Source organism: Rhizobium sp. NPDC092011 (assembly GCF_044756305.1).
Lineage (GTDB): Bacteria > Pseudomonadota > Alphaproteobacteria > Rhizobiales > Rhizobiaceae > Rhizobium.
The window spans coordinates 1,002,037-1,022,004 of sequence record NZ_JBIVSO010000002.1; the positions used below are offsets into that span (position 1 = coordinate 1,002,037).

Genomic DNA, 19,968 nt, shown 5'->3' on the forward strand with positions numbered 1-19,968 from the left:
AATTTACTAGATTGTCCCTGATGCGAAGTCAATACTATGAGTCAATTGCGTCGTTTGGCTCGATGCACGGACAATGTCTCAACGTCATAGGCACTAAAATGAGTACAATTGATACAATTTGCGCAGGCGACGCCAGTCGGACTTGCGTGGCGAGCTCGGAGAGTGGAGCGACACAGCCAAAGTCGTATCCCATGCGCTGGCTTTGGGTGGCCTTTCGCCTGTGGATGCAGAAGCGGGAGGGGCGCTGGGTCCTACGGGAACTGACGGACGAACAACTGCGTGACATCGGCCTCACGCGCCGCGAAGCGAATACGGAAGCCAACAAGTCGTTCTTCTGGGATTGATCGGACGGCGCGGAATGTGTGCCTTCATCGGAGCTGGGCCGTGATCAAAGCAGGCCCAGCTTTGAAAGGACATAGTCGGCGCGCGCCTCGACGCTGGTCTTCGGCAGGATATGAAGCTCGTAGCCGAGTTTGGGGTAGTCGGCGCACAGTCGGTCATATTCGGCGATCGCCTCGGATAGATCGTGCCTGCGCTCGTGGTCGCCCACGTATATTTCCGGCCAGGGCGGCGTCAGGAAGACATGGCTGTTGTAGCGATGTTCCTGAGCGTATGAGGCCAATGCCGGTTCGCCTGTGATATGCTGAAGCGCCGACGCTGCATCGATCAATCCCCTGTCGAAGAAGACAATACCGGCGCGTGCTGCTGCTGCTGCTTCGTGATCGGAGAGCGACATTTCGATCGCGCGGCGCAGGAATGCGATCAGATCCACCCAAGGCAGCGCCGAGCCGCCGCTCTCCAGCTCTCGCGTCACGATGCGCCGGCCGGGCTCCTCGACGACTTGATGTCCGCGAAGCCTGAGCGTTTCGAGCAGGGTCGATTTTCCCCCGCCGGAGCAGCCTGAAAGAATGACAAATCTATCCATGACAATGATCCCTGAAGTTGAGGGCACGTCACGCGTAGGCTGCGATGTCGCAGAAAGCGAAAGGGTTCAGGCTTGCAGCCTTAACTGCAGTTCTTCGAACCGGCAGCCCAACGATTGACGTCGCCCGTGATGCGGCCGCCTGAAGCGCCGCCCATCATCGGACCGAAGGCCTGCAATTGGGCCGGATTGCCTTCCGCCTGGACAACGAGTGACGGCCGGCCGGTCGGATGTTTCTTGTCGACCACCAGAATACGCGGGCGACCGGTAAAAGAATTGAGTTCCGGAGAAAGCTGATAACCCGCGAAGGCCGGATCGGACGACTTGAACCAGCAGGCGCTGGCATTGAGCATCACGCGCTCCATGGTCGGCAGGGCGCCGCGATCGGTCGCGACAATGCTCGGAGCCCGCGGACCTGCGCAGGAGGTGACCAGAAGCCCAAGCATCGCGATGGCAGCGGCGGAGTAAAGTCCTATCGGGAGGCGAGGGCGCATCAATTTCTTTCCAATGAGGCGGTTAGGTCTGGCTTGGTGGCTGTCACGAACGGATCATTTGCCGGCGCTCTGCTGTTTTGCGCAAAGACGTCGATTTTATGATGCCGGTGCCCGGCTTGGTGATTTATCAGGCGGCGATGACGCCGAGCGCTGATGCGAACAGGCCGCGGCCGTCATTGCCGCCATGTGCCGCTTCAATCAGATTTTCCGGATGCGGCATCATGCCGAGCACATTGCCCTTGGCGTTGATGACGCCGGCAATATCGTTGACAGAGCCGTTGGGGTTGGTGCCGTCGGCATAGCGGAAAACCACCTGGCCATTGTCTTCCAGCGCCTTCAGCGTGCCGGCATCGGCGAAATAGTTGCCGTCATGATGGGCAACAGGGCTGCGAATGACCTGGCCCTTGGCATAGGCGCTGGTGAATTCCGTGTCGGCATTCACCACTTCGAGCTTCACTTCGCGGCAGACGAACTTCAGCGAGGCGTTGCGCATCAGCGCCCCAGGCAGCATGCCGGCTTCCAGCAGGATCTGGAAACCGTTGCAGACGCCGAGAACCTTGACGCCCTTGTCGGCCTTATCCTTGATCGCCTGCATGATCGGCATGCGGGCAGCGATTGCGCCGCAGCGCAGGTAATCGCCATAGGAGAAGCCGCCAGGAATGACGATCAGGTCGACGTCCGGAATCTCGGTCTCCGTCTGCCAGACCGTTACGGGCGCATGGCCGGAAATCTTGGTCAGAGCCGCAATCATGTCGCGATCGCGATTGAGGCCGGGGAGTTGGACGACTGCTGATTTCATGGTGCTGTTCCCGCAATAGGCTAGGGATGATCGCTGGAAGTGCTCTGTGAGCCATACTCCATTGCCTCGGGCAAAGAAAGAATGGCTCTTGAAGAAGGACAATCAGTCGATCGAAATGGCGAAGTTCTCGATCACCGTATTGGCGAGGAGCTTTTCACACATGGCTTTCAGCTCGGCTTCGGCCTTGCTCTTGTCTGTGCCTTCAAGCTCGAGGTCGAAGACCTTGCCCTGACGGACCTGATGGACGCCGTCAAAGCCAAGTGCGCCAAGAGCGCCTTCGATTGCCTTGCCCTGCGGATCGAGAACGCCGTTTTTCAGCGTGACGGTTACACGAGCCTTGATCACGATTGTCCTTCCTGAACTTACTTGACGAGAACCGGGCCTGTGCCGCGCACGGGTTCGTTTTCATTGATGATGCCGAGGCGGCGAGCGACTTCGGAATAGGCTTCGAGCAGACCGCCCATATCGCGACGGAAGCGATCCTTGTCCATCTTCTCATGGGTTTCGATATCCCAGAGACGGCAGCTGTCCGGCGAGATTTCGTCCGCGAGGATGATGCGCATCATGTCGCCTTCGAACAGACGGCCGCATTCGATTTTGAAATCGACGAGCTGGATGCCGACGCCGAGGAAAAGGCCGGTCATGAAGTCGTTGACACGGATGGCCAGCGCCATGATGTCGTCGAGTTCGGCGGGGTTTGCCCAGCCGAAAGCGGTGATGTGCTCTTCGGAGACCATCGGGTCTTCGAGCGCATCGGACTTATAGTAGAACTCGATGATCGAGCGCGGCAGAACCACGCCTTCCTCGATGCCGAGGCGCTTGGAGAGCGAGCCGGCGGCAACGTTGCGCACGACGATCTCGAGCGGGATCATCTCCACTTCCTTGATCAGCTGCTCGCGCATGTTGAGGCGGCGGATGAAATGGGTGGGAATGCCGATCTTGTTCAGATGGCTGAAGATATATTCGCAGATGCGATTGTTCAGAACACCCTTACCATCGATGACTTCGTGCTTCTTCTTGTTGAAGGCAGTAGCGTCGTCCTTGAAGAACTGGATCAGCGTGCCCGGCTCAGGTCCCTCATAAAGGATCTTGGCCTTGCCTTCGTAGATACGGCGGCGACGGTTCATTGGTATTGTTCTCTGTCTTTGGCGCTCATGGGATAGCGCAAGTGGATCGTATGTGGGCGTCCCCATAACGGATAAGAAGCGAATTCACAATCCGCCTGCGCCTCCTTCCCCGGAATTCCGGCCTTGGCGGGGTGCCAATGCTCTGAATCGGGATCCTGTCATCGCCTGTTTTACAGGCTTTTATCTGACGATGGAATGAAGCTCGCCGGTACTTCACAGGCTAATGAGCCCAACCATGTCCATCATATTCCTGTTTGCAAGCGATTACGGCTTCAGCTGGCTCAGGAACTTGGCGAAGACCATCGTGCCTTCGGGCCAGGGACCGTGGCCGGAATCGCTGTTGATATGCCCGGATTCACCGGCGTCGATCAGCATGGAGCCCCAGCTGTTGGCAACATCCTCCGCGTGTTCGTAACTTCCGAACGGATCGTTGCGGCTCGCAATCGTGATCGAGGGAAATGGCAGGGGATCGCGGGGATAGGGTCCGAAGGTCATCAAATGCTTCGGCCGGATGCTGGAGTTGGCGACATCAGGCGGAGCCACGAGGAAGGCACCTGCGACCTTGTTGCGGAAATGCGGGATGGCGTGGATCACCGAGGGAACACCAAGCGAATGCGCCACGAGCACCACGGGCTTGTCCGAAGCGTTCACTTCTTCGGCAATGCGGGCGACCCAGTCATCGCGCACCGGCTTCGACCATTCGGCCTGTTCCACCCGCCGTGCGGTCGAGAGCTTCTGCTCCCAGCGCGTCTGCCAGTGGTCGGGGCCGGAATTGGTATAGCCGGGGATGATGAGGATATTTGCGTCGGAGGCTTTCATGATTGCGCCGATGTGGAAAAGGTGAACCCAAGTGTCAAGGGAAAAAGGCGACAATTGCGGCAAAATTTGCTAGGATCGCCGTTGCCGGTAGCGAATGACGATGTCGGCGATCACTTTGCCGCCATCCTGAGCCGCTGCCGCGCACCACGGTTGAGGAGGAGAGCACTATGACGGCCTTTCACGTCATGGCAGGAGCGGATCACACTTTTTCCCGCCCCGCCATCCGCAAGATTGGTATTGCAGACCTTGTCGATGCCCTCAAATTGGGGCTGGACGATTTCAGCGAGAAGCCTTCGCATTACGTCTTCCTGTGCCTGATGTACCCGATTGCCGGCATTGCGCTCGCCATCTGGAGCACGGACCAGAACCTGCTGCCGATATTGTTCCCGCTCATGTCGGGGTTTGCCTTGCTCGGCCCCATGGCAGCGATAGGCCTCTATGAGATCAGTCGGCGGCGTGAAAAGGGGCAGGATACATCCTGGAGCCATGCCTTTGATGTGCGCCATTCGCCGGCATTGCCGTCGATCGTCGTTGCGGGCCTCATGCTGTTTGGGCTGTTCATCGTCTGGCTCTTCGTGGCGCAGAACATTTACTTTATCTTCTTCGGCGACGGCGTGCCGCCCACGCTTTCATCCTTCATGTCGAGCGTCCTGACGACGCCTGAGGGGATGGCGATGATGTTCTGGGGCGACCTGGCCGGCTTCCTCTTTGCACTCGTCGCGTTGGCGACCACGGTCGTGACCTTCCAGCTGCTGCTGGATCGTGACGTCGGTGTGGTTGCCGCGATCGATGCCAGCATACGGGCAACATTGATCAATCCGGTGCCGATCGCCGTTTGGGGTCTGATCGTGGCTGCACTCCTCGTCATCGGGACTATCCCGATCTTCGCGGGTCTCGCTGTCGTGATGCCCATACTCGGCCACGCATCCTGGCATCTCTACCGTAAGTTGGTCGTGCCGCAGGATTGAAAATTCGAGCCTTCAGCGGCCACCGGCAATCGTTGGAACCGCAACGATGTTTTGGCGTTGATCCGCATCATCATGGAGGTGCGGATCATGGCTCGGCTTACGCATATCTTCACACGCTTCGCGGTCGTGGTTTCCGAATGGACCGGCAAACCGGCCATCTTTGTCCTTGCCCTGTTCTCCGTTATTCTTTGGGGCGCAACGGGGCCGATCTTCGATTATTCCGACACCTGGCAGCTGGTCATCAACACGAGCACGACGATCGTCACATTTCTGATGGTTTTCCTGCTTCAGAACGCCCAGACACGCGACACACGCGCCATACAGGCGAAGCTCAACGAGCTGATCCTGACAAGTGCAGCCGAAAATCGCTTCATAGGGATCGAAAACCTCGATGAAGAGGATCTGAGGCACCTCGACAGGCTCGTCGAGAAGGCGGCAAAACGCCACCGGGAAAAGCATGACGGCAAGGCAGATGAAGGCGGCAAACGGAATGAGGCGGTCATCGCCAAATCCGTGATCAAACAAAAGAGGCGGCGCGTCAGCCGCACCGCCTCCACTGGCAATCAATCAAAAAAAGCCGGCTCTAGCCGAAAACCCGCTTGAAGATCGTGTCGACGTGCTTGGTGTGATAACCGAGGTCGAATTTCTCGCGAATATCTGCTTCGGACAGTGCTGCGCGCACTTCCTGATCGGCCAGCAACTCTTCGAGGAAATCCTTGCCCTGTTCCCAGACCTTCATCGCATTGCGCTGAACCAGGCGGTAGGAATCTTCGCGGGAAACGCCCGCCTGGGTCAGCGCCAAAAGGACACGCTGCGAATGAACAAGTCCGCGGAACTTGTTCATATTCTTCATCATGTTGTCCGGATAGACGAGCAGCTTGTCGATGACGCTGGTCATGCGCGCGAGCGCGAAGTCGAGCGTTACCGTTGCATCCGGGCCGATCATGCGCTCGACGGAGGAGTGCGAGATATCGCGCTCATGCCAGAGGGCAACGTTCTCCATCGCCGGCAGGGCGTAAGAGCGGACCATGCGGGCAAGGCCGGTCAGGTTTTCGGTCAGCACCGGGTTGCGCTTGTGCGGCATGGCTGACGAGCCCTTCTGGCCCGGCGAGAAATACTCCTCGGCTTCCAGGACTTCCGTGCGCTGCAGGTGGCGGATTTCAGTTGCGAGACGCTCGATTGAAGAAGCGACGACGCCGAGCGTGGCGAAGAACATCGCGTGACGGTCACGCGGGATAACCTGCGTCGAGACCGGCTCCGGCTTCAGGCCGAGGGCAGCGGCGACATGCTCTTCAACGCGCGGGTCGATATTGGCGAAGGTACCGACAGCGCCGGAGATTGCGCAGGTGGCAACTTCCTCGCGGGCCGCGATCAGGCGCTGCTTGCAGCGCTCGAACTCGGCATAGGCCAGCGCCAGCTTCACGCCGAAGGTCGTGGGCTCGGCATGAATGCCGTGCGAGCGGCCGATGGTGACGGTGTCCTTGTGCTCGAAGGCGCGGCGCTTCAGGGCTTCAAGCAGCTTGTCGATATCGGCAAGCAGCAGGTCGCTGGCGCGAACGAGCTGAACGTTGAAGCACGTGTCGAGCACGTCGGAGGAGGTCATGCCCTGGTGCACGAAACGGGCGTCGGGGCCGACGATTTCGGCAAGATGCGTCAGGAAGGCGATGACGTCATGCTTGGTGACGGCCTCGATCTCGTCAATGCGGGCGACGTCGAACGTTGCCTTGCCACCCTTTTCCCAGATGGTATCGGCTGCGGACTTCGGAATGACGCCGAGCGCGGCCAGCGCGTCACAAGCATGCGCCTCGATCTCGAACCAGATGCGAAACTTGGTTTCGGGCGACCAGATGGCGACCATTTCCGGTCGGGAGTAGCGCGGGATCATGGGCTCAAAGCTTTCTTGGCTAACGGGAAAGGAAACCTCGGCGCCCCCATAACAAAGACGGGCGGCAATCACAATGTTTAGCGGATCAATCTTTGATCCCGGATCAATCTTTGATCCTCAACGCCTATGTCGCACAAGATAGGCCGACGCAGCGATCAGGCAAAGCAAACCGAAGGGCAGAAACAGCGCGAAGCCGAGTACGGCAAACTGATAGACGGCGCTGGCGCCGGTGAACAGGAACTGGAATATCCAGATGAGCGAGCCGAACGGGGCATGCCAGCGCGCATAAAACCAGCGGTAGTCCATGGCGAAGAGGAATGCCGTCATGGCGGCTGTTCCGATCGACAGAGCCAGAAAGAACGCAGCGAAGCGCGCGGTTGGCGGACGATGGCCTGCATAGCGTTTGGCGATCGGCACGACGATCGGCCAGGTGAGGAGACCGCCGAAGAAGTAGATGAGGGTCAGCGCGGTCAGATGGCTCGTAAGAAAGCCGTTGCGCAGATAGAGCGCAGCAAGGGCGGAAGCGGCCATAGCCAGCCCCCAGCAGGCTGCGTCGCGCAAATATCCAAGGCAATAGGAAACGGCGGTCCGGGTCCGGTCCGCCGCCTCGATGGTTCTGGCTGGATTACTTGGATCCAACGCGACCTCTTTCCGCTGCGGCTCTGAGGTCGCCGATCGTCTGCTTGTAGGCATCTACCGATTCGCCCTTGAAGATTGCCGAGCCGGCAACAAGGACATTGGCGCCCGCCGCGATGATAAGCTCGGCGGTATCAGTGGAAACGCCGCCGTCGACTTCCAATTCGATTGGCCGATCACCGATCAGGGACTTGGCGTTGCGGATCTTGTCGGCCATGGCCGGGATGAATTTCTGGCCGCCGAAGCCCGGATTGACCGACATGATCAGGATCAGGTCGATATCGTCGAGCACATTTTCCAGGATCGAGAGCGGCGTTGCCGGATTGAGGGTGACGCCGACCTTCTTGCCGAGATGGCGGATCGTCTGCAGCGAGCGGTGCAGATGCACGCCGGCTTCGGCATGCACGGTGATGCGGTCACAGCCGGCCTTGGCGAAAGCTTCGAGATAAGGATCGGCCGGCGAGATCATCAAATGGCAATCGAAGGTCGCGGTGGTGTAGGGCCGCAAAGCCTTGATGACATCGGGGCCGAAAGAAATGTTCGGCACGAAATGGCCATCCATGACATCCAGATGGATCCAGTCGGCTCCAGCTTCGGTCACATCCTTCACTTCCTGTCCGAGCTTGGCGAAGTCGGCGGCAAGAATGGAAGGGGCAATGCGGATCGGCAAGGTCATGGGAAAGCTGAGCTCCATCTGATTTTTTCAGTTTGGATTAGCACCGACGTCGCGCGCAAACAACCGCCGGCAGGGATCGGCTCAGTTGGACGGCGTCGTCATCGGCATGAAAGCATTGCCGCGCCATTCGAGCCGCTGATAGAAATTCTCGGTCAACTCGTGGTTCTGACCGAATGTGATCGCGCCGAGGGCCGTCTGGAACGTCGTGCCGACAATCTTCTCGGCGATCGGCTTGTTTTCCGCCTTGGCGCTTTCGGCTGTCTGACTGGCGATCTGGGCTGCTGCTACAGCCGGCAGCACATAGCCGTCCGGCTCGATGCCGGCAGCGCGCATCGCTTGCACGGTTGGTTGCGCTGGCGGCAGATCGGCAAAATCGGGAAGCGCGATGGCCTGTACGCCTTCGAGCAGGGGTACCGGCTGATCGGCGGCGCGCATTGCGTCGCCTCCCATGATGGTGAGGGGAATGTTTTCGCTCTTCGCGTCGCGCGCAATCACGGCGACGTCGCTGCGGTCGCCGCCAACGAAAACGCGTGTTGCGCCGGCCTTCTTCAGGCGGCGGACGAGCGCGATCTGCTGATCCTGGCCCGGGCGATAGGTATCGGTGAAGACCGGCTTGAGCCCCTTTTCCTCAAGTGCGCTGCGGATCGCGCCGACCAGCTCGCGTCCGTGGATCGTGCCATCGTCGATCAGAGCCGTCGGTTCGCCGGCCCAGCTCTTCAATATGGTGCTGATGGCCATTGCCGCCTCCGCGCTATCCACCGCAGTGAGGCGGAACAGCGGCCAGCCGTTCTTCAGGGCATCCTCCATCAGGATGCGGGAACGCACGGAAACGGTAATCGCCGGAATGCCGGCATCCTTGAGGCGAGGCAACGCGCCTTCCAGTGTTTCCGTGCAGAGAAAGCCGATCGCGATCTGCGCTTTTGCAGCGATCAGCGCTTCGGCGACGGCGCGGCCGCCATCCTCGGTGCACGGCTCGTTGACCACTGTCGCAGTGTCCTTCTGTGCCTGGATGGCGAAATTGGCGCCGGTGGTAATTTCGGCACCCAGCGTTGCGAAATTGCCGTCCTGCGGCGCAACGACACCGATCTGAATTCCTGCGGCGTAGCTACTGCCGGCCGCCGAAAGCAGCACGAACAGAAGCGGAAGGCGACGCAGAACGTTCATCGATTGATTATCCCGGACAATTTTTCTGCTCTATTTATCCGCCTGAAGTGGCTCGTCAAAGAAAAAGCAGCAAAATCCCTCTGTTTTCAATGGAGGCATTGTAGAAAAGCTAACATCTGGCCGCCATATTGGGAGAAATACGGGGTGTCACGGGAAATGGAGATGGTGGTGCTAGATAGGCAGCGTATGGATCCGGCGCTTTATCGAGATGCCATGAGCCGCTATGCGGGCCATGTGCAATTGGTGACGACGGCGCTCGGTGACGAGCGGCGCGGCGTTACGATTACGGCTGCCTGCTCGGTTTCGGACAGTCCTGCCACGGTTCTGATCTGCCTCAACAACAGCAATGCGAAGAACGATATCTTCTTCAACAGCGGCATTTTCGCGCTGAATACGCTCGGCGCTGACCATCAGTCGTTGGCGGACGCCTTCTCGGGAAAGACGCAGCTGACGGTCGACGAACGCTTCGCCGCCGGTTCGTTCGAGACGCTGGTGACTGGAGCGCCGGTTCTGAGCGATGCGCTGGCTGCTTTCGATTGCCGCGTCCTTGAGATCAAGCAGGCCTCGACCCACAACATCATTTTCGGTGAGGTGATGGCCATTCGCTATAGCGAACCGAAGCCGGCGTTGCTCTATATGAACCGGGGCTATCACGCGCTATAACCCCTGCAGGGGAGTTATCATGGCGGATCAAAAATCACCTACTGTGCTGCCGGGCTCGATCGATGAGACGATGGCCTTGCTTGCCGAGCACGACTATCTGGCCGGCCGTGCACTCGGCACGGTCCTCTTCCTGGCTTTGAAAATGAAGCGACCGCTCTTTCTGGAGGGCGAGGCCGGTGTCGGCAAGACCGAGATCGCAAAAGTGCTGTCCAAGGCGCTCGACCGGCCACTGATCCGCCTGCAGTGCTACGAAGGGCTCGATGTTTCCTCAGCCGTCTATGAATGGAACTATCCGGCGCAGATGCTGGAAATCCGTCTCGCCGAAGCATCGGGTCTCACGGATCGCGACCGCATCGAAGCCGACATCTTCTCGGAGCGCTATCTGATCCGCCGGCCGGTGCTGCAGGCGCTTTCCGGTGTCGGCGGGCGGGCGCCTGTCTTCCTGATCGACGAACTCGACCGCACAGACGAAGCTTTCGAAGCATTCCTTCTGGAGGTGCTGTCCGATTTCCAGGTCACGGTGCCGGAGCTTGGGACGATCCGAGCCACCGAGCCGCCCATCGTCATCATCACGACAAACCGCACGCGTGAGGTGCATGACGCTCTGAAACGGCGCTGCCTCTATCATTGGGTCGATTATCCGCAGGCCGAGCAGGAACTGGAGATCATCCGCCGCAAGGTGCCTGGCAGCAACGAGACCCTGTCGCGGCAGATCGTCGCCTATGTGCAGAAGCTGCGCACACTCGATCTCTACAAGAATCCCGGCGTTGCCGAGACGATCGACTGGGCGACGGCTTTGACCGAGCTCGACAGGCTCGCGCTCGATCCGGAGACGATCTCCGACACGCTGGGGACGCTCCTGAAATATCAGGACGACATTGCTCGCATTCAGGGTGGCGAGGGCAAACGCGTGCTCGACGACGTGAAATCCGAAATGCTTGCGGCTGGATGAGCCATGGAACCGGGCGCGCAGGATGGCATTACTCTTGCGCCGTCACCGCCCGGTGACGGGCGCCTTGCCGACAACATCGTGCTGTTTGGCAGGGCTCTGCGAAAGGCTGGGCTGAAGATCGGGCCTGGCGCGATTGCTGACGCCATCGAGGCGGTCGAGGCAATCGGTATCGGCTCACGCGAAGAGTTTTACGCCGCCCTGTGTTCGGTCTTCGTGAAGCGGCATGAGGATCTTGCGGTTTTTGACGAGGCATTCCGACTATTCTGGCGCTCTCGTGATCTCGTTTCGAAGATGATTGCCATGATGTCGCCGGTGGCACTCGACAGTCGCGAGAAGGACAAGCCCAAGCCCGGCGAAACAAGAGCGAGTGATGCCTTACTCGGAGATCGCGACGATCGCCGGCCGCAGCGTGAGACGCCCGACATCGAAATCGATGCTCGGTTCACGACGTCTGGCAGCGAAGTTCTGCGCCGGCTGGATTTCGCCCAGATGTCCGCAATCGAGATCGCCATCGCCAAGAAGGAGCTAGCCAGGCTGCGATTGCCGCTGGATCGGGTGCGCACGCGCCGCTTTGCACCGTCGCATGCGTCGGCCAAGGTCGATCCGCGCGCAACGATGCGATCTGCGCTGCGCACCGGTGGTGCACTGATCCTGCCGCGCTTTCGGCAGCCGAAAGAGATACAGCCGCCACTCGTGGTCCTGGCCGATATCTCGGGCTCGATGAGCCAGTACACGCGCATCTTTCTGCATTTCCTTCATGTGCTGACCGAGCGGCGGCGGCGCGTTCATACCTTCCTGTTCGGTACGCGCCTGACCAATGTCACCAGGGCTATGCGCCACAAGGATCCCGATCAGGCGCTCGATGAATGCGCCGTGGCGGTGCGCGACTGGTCGGGTGGAACGCGCATCGGCGAGACGCTGAAGGAGTTCAACCGACTATGGGCGCGTCGGCTGTTGGGGCAGGGCGCGATCGTGCTTCTGATCACCGACGGACTGGAGCGCGAAGGTGTGGAGCTGCTTGCCGAGGAGATGGATCGCCTGCATCGCTCCTGTCGGCGGCTGATCTGGCTCAACCCGCTCCTGCGCTTCGAAGGCTTCGAGGCACGGGCTCGTGGCGTAAAAGCAATGCTGCCGCATGTTGACGAACTCCGTCCCGTTCACAATCTATTATCTCTGGCCGATCTCGTATCGGCTCTCACCGCCGGCCGTGCGGACGCTTACGATCCGCGACGGTTTCTCGGCAAGTCATGAGGCTCCGATGTCAGATATATCAGAAAGTCTGGATCCGCTTGTCATTGCGGAGGAATGGGTGTCGGCAGGCCGTAATGTGGCCATGGCGACCGTTGTGGACACCTGGGGTTCGGCGCCACGTCCCGCCGGCAGTCATCTGGTGATTGACGGGGAAGGTAATTTCCATGGCTCCGTTTCCGGTGGCTGCGTCGAAGGTGCCGTGATCACCGAGGCGCTTGACGTCATTGAGACGGGCAAGTCCCGCATGCTCGAATTCGGCGTCGCCGACGAAACCGCGTGGCGCGTTGGCCTTTCCTGCGGTGGCCGAATTCGGGTTTATGTCGAGAGGCTGGTCTGATGGATCGTCAGATACTGGCGCGCCTGAACGAGATGCGCCACAAGCGTCAGGCCGCAATCCTTGTCTCGGATCTCGCGGGCGGGCCGGACAGGCTGATCGTCGAAGGCGACGGGCTGGACGGCGCTCTCGCCGATGCGGCGGCTTCGGCATTCCGCTCCGGCAAGTCGTCGGCGGTCGAAATCGAAGGAGAGAACCTGTTCCTCAATGTGCATCTGCCGCCGCCGCGGATCGTCGTCATAGGAGCTGTGCACATCAGTCAGGTCCTCGCACGCATGGCCACGCTTGCCGGCTTCGACATCACCATCATCGATCCACGCACGGCCTTTGCGACGCCGGAGCGCTTCGAGGGCATTGATCTCATTCCCGACTGGCCCGTCGATGCGCTCAGGGAGCGTCCGCTCGATAGCTACATGGCACTGGTCGCCGTGACCCATGATCCGAAGATCGACGACGAGCCGATCGGACAGGCGCTGAGAACGGGCTGTTTTTATGTTGGTGCCCTTGGCAGCCGCAAGACGCATGCCGGACGTCTGGAGCGGCTGAAGCGTGAGGGATTGACGGAGGCAGATCTGGCCCGCATCCATGCTCCCATCGGTCTGGCCATCGGTGCCGCCAGCCCGGCTGAGATTGCCGTCGCCATTCTGGCCGAAATCATCGCTTCGTTGCGTAGGCGTGATGTCTCTTTGCCAAAAGGTGGCAGACCATGATCTTCGGGGAATTTCCGACGGCGGAAGCCGAAGGTGCGATCCTTGCCCATTCGGTTCGGCTCACCGACGGCAGCTTTGCCAAGGGGCATCGACTTGATCGAGGCGATATCGAACGCCTGGCCGTTGTCGGCGTAGATCGCGTCATCGCCGCCCGTATCGAGCCGGGCGATCTCATGGAAGATGAGGCGGCCGAGCGGCTGGCGCGAGCCGTCGCTCCCGATCATCTGACCTTCTCGACGGCGGCGACCGGGCGCGTCAATGTCCATAGCACGGTCGACGGCCTCTTTGTTGCAGATCGAGCATCAGTCGACCGGTTGAACGGCGTGGATCCCGCGATCACGCTTGCCTGTCTGGCCGATCATGTGCCGGTCCGGTCGGGTGACATGGTCGCGACCTTCAAGATTATCCCGCTGGCTGTCTCGGGGGCTAAAATCGCAGCAGGCGTCGAGATCCTGCGGCGCACGACCGTCTTCGAAGTCAAGCCGTTCCAGCCGCATGCTGTGTCGCTCGTGGCGACGGAACTGCCGTCTCTAAAGACATCAGTCATGGACAAGACGGCACGCATTCTCTCGCAGCGGCTGCAAATGGCAGGCAGCGTACTGCTGCGGGAGGAACGCGTCGCTCATCGGGCGAATGCGGTTGCAGACGCGATCTCTCGGGCACTGGAAGTGTCGGATCACCTGCCGAAACTGGTCATCGTTTTCGGTGCGTCCGCCGTTATCGATGCCGAGGATGTCATTCCGGCTGCCATCCGGCTTGCCGGGGGGGAGGTTGTGCAGGTGGGAATGCCCGTCGATCCGGGCAATTTGCTGGTGCTCGGAAGAGTAGGCGATGTACACATTGTCGGGGCGCCCGGATGCGCGCGGAGCCCGAAGGAAAACGGCTTCGACTGGGTTCTTGATCGCATATTAGCCGGCGAACAACCGACGTCGCGGGATATTTGCGGCATGGGTGTGGGAGGGTTGCTCATGGAAATTCAGTCGCGACCGCGGCCACGCGATATTACCACAAAGCCGGCTGCAGCGATCGAGGTTGCCGTTGTTATGCTGGCTGCCGGCAAGGCCAGCCGCATGGGTGAGGGCGGCGCTCACAAGCTTCTGGCCGAGTTCGACGGCATTTCGCTGGTTCGCCGATCGGCGTCGACTGCGATGGCAAGCGGAGCTGCTGCCGTTGTCACCGTAACGGGACATCGCCGAGACGACATCGAGCGGGCGCTTGATGGCCTCGATATCACGCGAGTACATAATCCGGACTATGCGTCCGGCATGGCAAGTTCACTGGTCACGGGCGTCGGCGCGAGAGCCGCGCAACAGGCGGATGGTGTCCTTGTCATGCTGGCGGATATGCCGGGCATTACCAGCGGCGACCTGAGAACGCTGATTGCGGCATTCCGCAAGGCAAACGGCCAATCAATCGTGCGAGCGGTGTCGAGTGGCAAGCGCGGCAATCCCGTCATTCTGCCACGCGCAGTGCTGAGCGCCGTCATGCGGCTTGAGGGTGACATCGGCGCACGGCATATTATTGAAACATCGGGGCTGCCGGTTGTTGACGTCGAGATCGGCGATGCGGCACATCTCGACGTCGACACACCCGAAGCCGTTGTTGCGGCCGGCGGCGTCCTGAAGGGATAGGGAATGGACAATACGGATATCGAGGAAATGTTTCAGTCTCTCGGGCCTGTGACCATCAAGCGGATGTTCGGTGGTAAAGGGATCTACCATATGGGCCGGATATTGGCTCTGGAGGTGGACGATGAAATTCTTTTGAAAGCGGACGATGCCAGCGCTTCCGATTTCGAGGCGGCGGGATCGCGGCGTTGGGCCTATGAGGGCAAGAAGGGCAAGCCGATCAATATGCCTTATTGGTCAATTCCGGAGGATGCTTTCGACGACCCGGATGTGATGGCACGCTGGGTGCGGCTCGCCTACGAGGCGGCAATGCGTTCGGACAAATAAAAATCGCGCAGATGAGCTGAACTTATTGGCAAATGCGATCACTGGAGCCTGGGGGCGTCCACGGTAATGCCGCCCAGGGAGGGATCGGCGCGATACGTGCCAGAGCATGTCGCGCAAAAGTGTGCAGCGGTTTTTGCGACTACGACATGCGTGAAATCAAAGAGCCAAAGCGCGTGAAGCGAATCTTAGAGATCGCGACGCGCTTTAGGCCCAGCGCTCGCAGAAGGTCTCTATGTCGCTTGACTGAAAGTCGGCAAGCCGCGCCATAATGATTTCGAATGGCCAATCCCACCAGGCCATGGATTTCAGTTTTTCCGCAATGATGCGCGAGAACCGCTCGCGAATGAGTTTGGCGGGGACGCCGCCGACGATAGTATATGGTTCGACGTCCTTGGTGACGACAGCGCCCGCTGCGAGGACGGCACCATCTCCGACCGTTACGCCCGGCAGAACAATGACCCCGTGACCGATCCAGACATCGTTACCGATGATGGCACGATCCCGCTTGCGCTGGTTGAAAAAGGAATGGTCACGCACGGCATCCGCAGAATAGTACTCCGGGCAATAGGTGAAACGATGCATCGATGGGCGGTCCATCGGGTGATTGGGAGCGCCGATCCTCACCTCCGCGGCGATCGCGCAGAATTTTCCGATTGCCGCATCGCCGACCATGCAGCGAGGTCCCAGGTAGGAATAATCTCCGAGCTCGACTGCATGTAGCGATGTATCAGCCAGGATCTCGCAACATTTGCCGATGTTCGACTCTCTGACGCTCGCCGTCGGATGGATGACGGTCTCTGCGATTTTCGGGCGGTTTATTTGCGCGGTCGAATCCATAGGCAGCCTCCAAGTTTCGCACTGCTTAGTTGGCGATGATGAAGCCCTTGTGACGCGAGGAGGCGCAGGCTTCCCGGCCATGATGGTGGTTACCCTGTCGCACAACAGAATTGAGCCGGCGAACTGGCAACAACGGGAGATGAATGTCGGGGAAACAAGCGCAACGCGCTGATCTTAGAGAGGGAAGGTGATGCGCGTCAGCGGAAGTCTTCTTCGCTCAGATGTGCGATGGTTGCCGTGGCGAAGGCAGAAAGCTGAGCCGGCAATTCGTTACGGCCGAACCAGCCAAAGTCGGAGAGCTTGTCTGGTTCCATCAATCGCGGTTCGCCGGAGAAGTCTTTGCAGACGTAGATCAGGGAGATCCAATGCTGGCGATCCGCCTCGACGATGACTTCTTCGGTGCAAAGATAGTCGATTTTGCCGATGGAGAGGCCGCTTTCCTCTTCCGCTTCGCGGATAGAAGCCTGGGCGGCGGGTTCCATATGGTCGACCTTGCCGCCGACGATGCTCCAGAAGCCGGCTTCCGGCGCCTTGAGACGCCGATAAAGCAATATCTTTCCGTCCCGCAATATTGCGAGACCGGTTCCTAGTCCTGGGAAATCAATGCCGGGCTTGCCCATGCCTACGTCCCGAGATGGGCGTCCAAACGGGAGCTATCAGGCCTTGGCGTTGGCAACGATCAGCATGAAAGCCGGGATATCGTCGCCGAAGCCGACCGGTGTCGGGCCGTCATCCTGATCGCGATAGCGGTTGCGGCGCTCGCGATGATCATCGTTGGCAGCGGGGAAGGGCCGGTTGTTGTTGCGAGAACCGTTGTGGGACTTGTTATTGTTCTCAGACTTGCGCTCGTTTCTCACGCTTTCGGCCTTTGCTGGTGCTGCTTCGATCGCCACGACGCCATTATCCTCGACGTCGATATCAGATTTATGACTCGAGGCGCTCCGGCCTCCGCGGCTGCGATCTCGATCGCGGCCCTTGCTCTTCTGGTCACGGCGGCGGGAAGGACGATTGTCGTCCGCGCTCTCGTCCGCCGGCGGCAGCGACGACAGATCGCCGTTGAGCCACTGAACATCTTCGCCGATCAGCTTTTCGATCGCGTCGACATGCTTGGTATCGCGCTTGGTCACGATCGTAAAGGCAGCGCCGGAGCGTCCGGCACGACCGGTGCGGCCAATGCGGTGAACATAATCTTCCGAATGGATCGGAACGTCGAAATTGAAAACGTGACCGACATCGGGGAGGTCGAGGCCGCGTGCCGCCACGTCGGAAGCCACGAGAAGCTGGATCTGGCCGTCACGGAAGTTCTGCAGCATCGTGGTGCGCGAGCGCTGATCCATGTCGCCGTGCAAAGCGCCCACGGAGAAGCCATGGCGCTCGAGCGAACGGAAGAGATCGGCGACATCCTTCTTGCGATTGCAGAAGATGATTGCGTTCTTGAGTTCCGTCTGCTCACGGATGAGGTCACGCAACGTTGCGCGCTTCTCGTAATCCTTGCCGTGCGAGGCGACAAAACGCTGCGTCACGGTCTTGGCGGTGGATGCCGGCTTGGCGACTTCGACGCGCTCGGGATTCTGCAGGAAGCGATCGGCCAGCTTCTGGATTTCCGCCGGCATGGTCGCCGAGAAGAACAAGGTCTGACGCGTGAAAGGAATGAGCTTGGCGATTCGCTCGATATCCGGGATGAAACCCATATCCAGCATGCGGTCGGCTTCGTCGATGACGAGGATCTCGACGCCGCTCATCAGAAGCTTGCCGCGTTCGAAATGGTCCAGCAGGCGGCCAGGCGTGCAGATCAGCACATCGGCGCCACGCTCCAGCTTGCGATCCTGCTCTTCGAAGGACACGCCGCCGATCAAAAGGGCGATGTTAAGGCGATGGTTCTTGCCGTACTTCTCGAAGTTTTCGGCGACCTGGGCAGCCAGCTCTCGAGTCGGCTCCAGAATCAACGTGCGCGGCATACGTGCACGTGCGCGGCCCTTTTCGAGCAGCGTCAGCATCGGCAGCACGAACGATGCCGTCTTGCCGGTTCCCGTCTGGGCGATGCCGCAGATGTCGCGGCGCTGAAGCGCAAACGGGATGGCACCGGCCTGGATCGGAGTCGGTGTGGAGTAACCCGCGTCAGTTACCGCGGAAAGGACTTTTTGGCTCAAGCCAAGGTCAGCAAATGTTGTCAAAGGGAAAACTAGTTCCGTCTTGGTTCGGTCTAGGACCATGAATCGACACGCAAGAACGTGCCGGAATGCAGCGCGACATAGAACCAAATACCTGCGAAGTCAAGGAAAGCAGGCGCTTCTATCGGCTTGAAGTTCATTCGTGACGCAATTTTCAGATTAGTGTCATCTTTGTTGCGACTATGTCACAACTTCGGCAGCTAAATTGCGCCCAATCCGTTGATGTAACTTGCGAGCTTCGTGCCGGCGTTGATGAAATACATCGGGTCGACGGGATGCCCGTTTTCGCGGACTTCATAATGGAGGTGCGTTCCCGTCGAACGTCCGGTGCTGCCGGCAAGTCCGACCACGCCGCCTTGGTCGACCTTATCGCCGACTTTGACGAGCACCTGTTCCATATGACCGTAGCGCGTGGAGATGCCGTCTCCATGGTCGATTTCGACCATATTGCCGTAGCCACCCGTCCAGCCGGCGGCCACGACCTTGCCGGGAGCCGTTGCCTTGATCTTTTCGCCGGGGCTGAAATGAAAATCCGTGCCGGTATGGAGGGCGAGCGTGCCGAAGAACGGGTCCTTGCGGTTGCCGAAAGGGCTGGTGACGAGCTTTCCGGGGGCGGGATTGCGGAAGGGCAAGCTCTCGGCAGTGCTTCGCACGGTCTCCAGATGCGTCAGAGCCGTGTCGAGATCGGCCATGGACTGCTCGAACTGATCCACATTTTCCGGCGCGACATAAGGACCGCCTACGCCATCGTCAGCGTCTTTGCCGGCGCTGCTCGCGATCTCATCCGGAACCTTCACGCCGACATTGTGCATGATCGCCTGTATCTCGCCCGCCGTACCGGAGGCGTCGGCCGTGAGATTGCGGATGCGGCTCAGTTGATCCTGCTCGATATGCTTCAACGAAAGCGTCACCTTCGAGAAGACGCGGTCGGCGCGATCGGCGACGGTTTCCGGAGCGGGGACATAGGCGAGGGTGGAGTTGTCGGGAGTTGCGTCCGCGGGCTTGCCGCCGGAAAGAAGCTTCTCGATCGCCTTCGGTGCCGACAGCTGGGCGTGCTCGTTCTTTCCCGCCGAAATATTGGCATCGGCATGAGAGTCCTTGTCCGTGAGGCCAGAGCTTTCTGCACGGTCTAACAGGGCGTTGAGCTTGCCGCCGCGTGAGGAGAGTTGCTGCTGCTGCTCGATGAGTTTGTCGACCTTCTCTTCAACGACCTGCTGGTCCAGAAGCTGGCGCGAGGTCACGCGGTCGACCTGAGCACGCAGCGCAGCGATGCGATCTTCATAGTCGTATTGCATGCGGGCCTGCCGTGCCATCGTCGCGCCGATCAGATCATCGCGCAGCACCAGGTAGGACGTCGCCAGAAGGTATCCGATCGACAGAATGCCGACGAGGCACACGGCAAGAGCCGCCATCCAGGGGCGCACGGTCATGTGACGCACCATGTCGCCGCTGGCGACGATGATGGTGTGATGCCGCTGCTGTTTGCCGAAAACCCGGTTTTGAGGCCTTGCTGTCACCGAGACTCTCCCAATCGATGCCTTTTGGCACCCATCGGAAGTACACGGTATTATGGTTAACGAATGCTTTCTGTTTCAGTATTAGTTA

At 59.7% G+C, this 19,968-nt stretch carries 24 protein-coding genes; 10 read left to right on the forward strand and 14 right to left on the reverse strand.

Annotated elements, in window-relative coordinates; translation table 11 throughout:
- Positions 1 to 191 precede the first annotated feature (191 nt).
- Complete coding sequence (locus ACIQJ2_RS13185; RefSeq protein ID WP_400669242.1) at positions 192 to 344, forward strand: DUF1127 domain-containing protein; 153 nt, start codon at positions 192 to 194, stop codon at positions 342 to 344.
- 44 nt (positions 345 to 388) lie between these two features.
- Here the strand turns inward: ACIQJ2_RS13185 and ACIQJ2_RS13190 are convergent, their stop codons facing one another.
- From ACIQJ2_RS13190 to ACIQJ2_RS13215, 6 genes are all read right to left on the reverse strand, one after another.
- Positions 389 to 925, reverse strand: coding sequence for an AAA family ATPase (locus ACIQJ2_RS13190; RefSeq protein WP_400669245.1), 537 nt, complete (start codon positions 923 to 925; stop codon positions 389 to 391).
- Positions 926 to 1,005: 80 nt separating this feature from the next.
- Positions 1,006 to 1,416: a hypothetical protein gene (locus ACIQJ2_RS13195; protein ID WP_400669248.1), complete on the reverse strand. Its 411-nt coding sequence runs from the start codon at positions 1,414 to 1,416 to the stop codon at positions 1,006 to 1,008.
- A gap of 127 nt (positions 1,417 to 1,543) precedes the next feature.
- Entirely contained in the window at positions 1,544 to 2,215 is a 672-nt protein-coding gene (gene purQ, locus ACIQJ2_RS13200) for a phosphoribosylformylglycinamidine synthase subunit PurQ (RefSeq protein WP_400669250.1), read from the reverse strand.
- 102 nt (positions 2,216 to 2,317) lie between these two features.
- Positions 2,318 to 2,560, reverse strand: a complete 243-nt coding sequence (purS, locus tag ACIQJ2_RS13205; protein WP_199150612.1) for a phosphoribosylformylglycinamidine synthase subunit PurS — start codon at positions 2,558 to 2,560, stop codon at positions 2,318 to 2,320.
- Between the two features lie 17 nt (positions 2,561 to 2,577).
- The gene (purC, locus tag ACIQJ2_RS13210; RefSeq protein ID WP_004108877.1) at positions 2,578 to 3,342 is read right to left on the reverse strand and encodes a phosphoribosylaminoimidazolesuccinocarboxamide synthase; all 765 of its coding nucleotides are present in this window, start codon (positions 3,340 to 3,342) and stop codon (positions 2,578 to 2,580) included.
- A 264-nt stretch (positions 3,343 to 3,606) separates the two neighbouring features.
- A complete protein-coding gene (locus ACIQJ2_RS13215) occupies positions 3,607 to 4,161 on the reverse strand; it encodes an alpha/beta hydrolase (RefSeq protein ID WP_199096706.1) in 555 nt (184 codons plus the stop codon).
- Positions 4,162 to 4,328: 167 nt separating this feature from the next.
- Between ACIQJ2_RS13215 and ACIQJ2_RS13220 the strand changes: the two genes are divergently transcribed.
- Both ACIQJ2_RS13220 and ACIQJ2_RS13225 read left to right on the forward strand, forming a co-directional pair.
- Positions 4,329 to 5,129, forward strand: a complete 801-nt coding sequence (locus tag ACIQJ2_RS13220) for a DUF2189 domain-containing protein (RefSeq protein ID WP_400669253.1) — start codon at positions 4,329 to 4,331, stop codon at positions 5,127 to 5,129.
- An 87-nt stretch (positions 5,130 to 5,216) separates the two neighbouring features.
- Positions 5,217 to 5,732, forward strand: coding sequence for a low affinity iron permease family protein (locus tag ACIQJ2_RS13225; protein ID WP_400669255.1), 516 nt, complete (start codon positions 5,217 to 5,219; stop codon positions 5,730 to 5,732).
- Here the strand turns inward: ACIQJ2_RS13225 and purB are convergent.
- The 4 genes from purB to ACIQJ2_RS13245 form a co-directional block, all read right to left on the reverse strand.
- Complete coding sequence (gene purB / locus ACIQJ2_RS13230; protein WP_199151062.1) at positions 5,713 to 7,014, reverse strand: adenylosuccinate lyase; 1,302 nt, start codon at positions 7,012 to 7,014, stop codon at positions 5,713 to 5,715. The genes ACIQJ2_RS13225 and purB overlap by 20 nt on opposite strands.
- Positions 7,015 to 7,131: 117 nt before the next feature.
- A complete protein-coding gene (locus ACIQJ2_RS13235; RefSeq protein ID WP_199151061.1) occupies positions 7,132 to 7,545 on the reverse strand; it encodes a hypothetical protein in 414 nt (137 codons plus the stop codon).
- 94 nt (positions 7,546 to 7,639) lie between these two features.
- Entirely contained in the window at positions 7,640 to 8,326 is a 687-nt protein-coding gene (gene rpe, locus ACIQJ2_RS13240) for a ribulose-phosphate 3-epimerase (RefSeq protein ID WP_199151060.1), read from the reverse strand.
- An 81-nt stretch (positions 8,327 to 8,407) separates the two neighbouring features.
- Positions 8,408 to 9,490 (reverse strand): branched-chain amino acid ABC transporter substrate-binding protein, encoded by a 1,083-nt coding sequence (locus tag ACIQJ2_RS13245; protein WP_400669260.1) that lies wholly within the window; start codon positions 9,488 to 9,490, stop codon positions 8,408 to 8,410.
- Positions 9,491 to 9,658: 168 nt separating this feature from the next.
- On the opposite strand from ACIQJ2_RS13245, the gene ACIQJ2_RS13250 reads away from it, so the two are divergent.
- The 7 genes from ACIQJ2_RS13250 to ACIQJ2_RS13280 are packed head-to-tail and all read left to right on the forward strand — an operon-like array spanning position 9,659 to position 15,355.
- Complete coding sequence (locus tag ACIQJ2_RS13250; RefSeq protein WP_199151065.1) at positions 9,659 to 10,153, forward strand: flavin reductase; 495 nt, start codon at positions 9,659 to 9,661, stop codon at positions 10,151 to 10,153.
- Between the two features lie 19 nt (positions 10,154 to 10,172).
- The gene (locus ACIQJ2_RS13255) at positions 10,173 to 11,105 is read left to right on the forward strand and encodes an AAA family ATPase (RefSeq protein WP_400669262.1); all 933 of its coding nucleotides are present in this window, start codon (positions 10,173 to 10,175) and stop codon (positions 11,103 to 11,105) included.
- A gap of 3 nt (positions 11,106 to 11,108) precedes the next feature.
- Positions 11,109 to 12,356 (forward strand): VWA domain-containing protein, encoded by a 1,248-nt coding sequence (locus ACIQJ2_RS13260; RefSeq protein ID WP_400669264.1) that lies wholly within the window; start codon positions 11,109 to 11,111, stop codon positions 12,354 to 12,356.
- Positions 12,357 to 12,363: 7 nt separating this feature from the next.
- Positions 12,364 to 12,693, forward strand: a complete 330-nt coding sequence (locus ACIQJ2_RS13265) for an XdhC family protein (protein ID WP_400669266.1) — start codon at positions 12,364 to 12,366, stop codon at positions 12,691 to 12,693.
- Entirely contained in the window at positions 12,693 to 13,400 is a 708-nt protein-coding gene (locus tag ACIQJ2_RS13270; protein WP_400669269.1) for an XdhC family protein, read from the forward strand. The genes ACIQJ2_RS13265 and ACIQJ2_RS13270 overlap by 1 nt, the downstream gene beginning before the upstream one ends.
- On the forward strand, positions 13,397 to 15,031 hold the full coding sequence (locus tag ACIQJ2_RS13275) for an NTP transferase domain-containing protein (protein WP_400669271.1): 1,635 nt from the start codon (positions 13,397 to 13,399) through the stop codon (positions 15,029 to 15,031). Before ACIQJ2_RS13270 ends, ACIQJ2_RS13275 begins: the two co-directional genes overlap by 4 nt.
- Positions 15,032 to 15,034: 3 nt before the next feature.
- Entirely contained in the window at positions 15,035 to 15,355 is a 321-nt protein-coding gene (locus ACIQJ2_RS13280) for a TfoX/Sxy family protein (RefSeq protein WP_400669274.1), read from the forward strand.
- Between the two features lie 204 nt (positions 15,356 to 15,559).
- Here the strand turns inward: ACIQJ2_RS13280 and ACIQJ2_RS13285 are convergent, their stop codons facing one another.
- The 4 genes from ACIQJ2_RS13285 to ACIQJ2_RS13300 form a co-directional block, all read right to left on the reverse strand.
- Positions 15,560 to 16,192: a DapH/DapD/GlmU-related protein gene (locus tag ACIQJ2_RS13285; RefSeq protein WP_400669277.1), complete on the reverse strand. Its 633-nt coding sequence runs from the start codon at positions 16,190 to 16,192 to the stop codon at positions 15,560 to 15,562.
- Positions 16,193 to 16,389: 197 nt separating this feature from the next.
- The gene (locus ACIQJ2_RS13290) at positions 16,390 to 16,812 is read right to left on the reverse strand and encodes an NUDIX domain-containing protein (RefSeq protein ID WP_400669280.1); all 423 of its coding nucleotides are present in this window, start codon (positions 16,810 to 16,812) and stop codon (positions 16,390 to 16,392) included.
- 36 nt (positions 16,813 to 16,848) lie between these two features.
- The gene (locus ACIQJ2_RS13295; RefSeq protein WP_199151645.1) at positions 16,849 to 18,366 is read right to left on the reverse strand and encodes a DEAD/DEAH box helicase; all 1,518 of its coding nucleotides are present in this window, start codon (positions 18,364 to 18,366) and stop codon (positions 16,849 to 16,851) included.
- A gap of 197 nt (positions 18,367 to 18,563) precedes the next feature.
- Positions 18,564 to 19,880, reverse strand: a complete 1,317-nt coding sequence (locus tag ACIQJ2_RS13300; protein WP_400669285.1) for a peptidoglycan DD-metalloendopeptidase family protein — start codon at positions 19,878 to 19,880, stop codon at positions 18,564 to 18,566.
- Between the last annotated feature and the right edge of the window lie 88 nt (positions 19,881 to 19,968).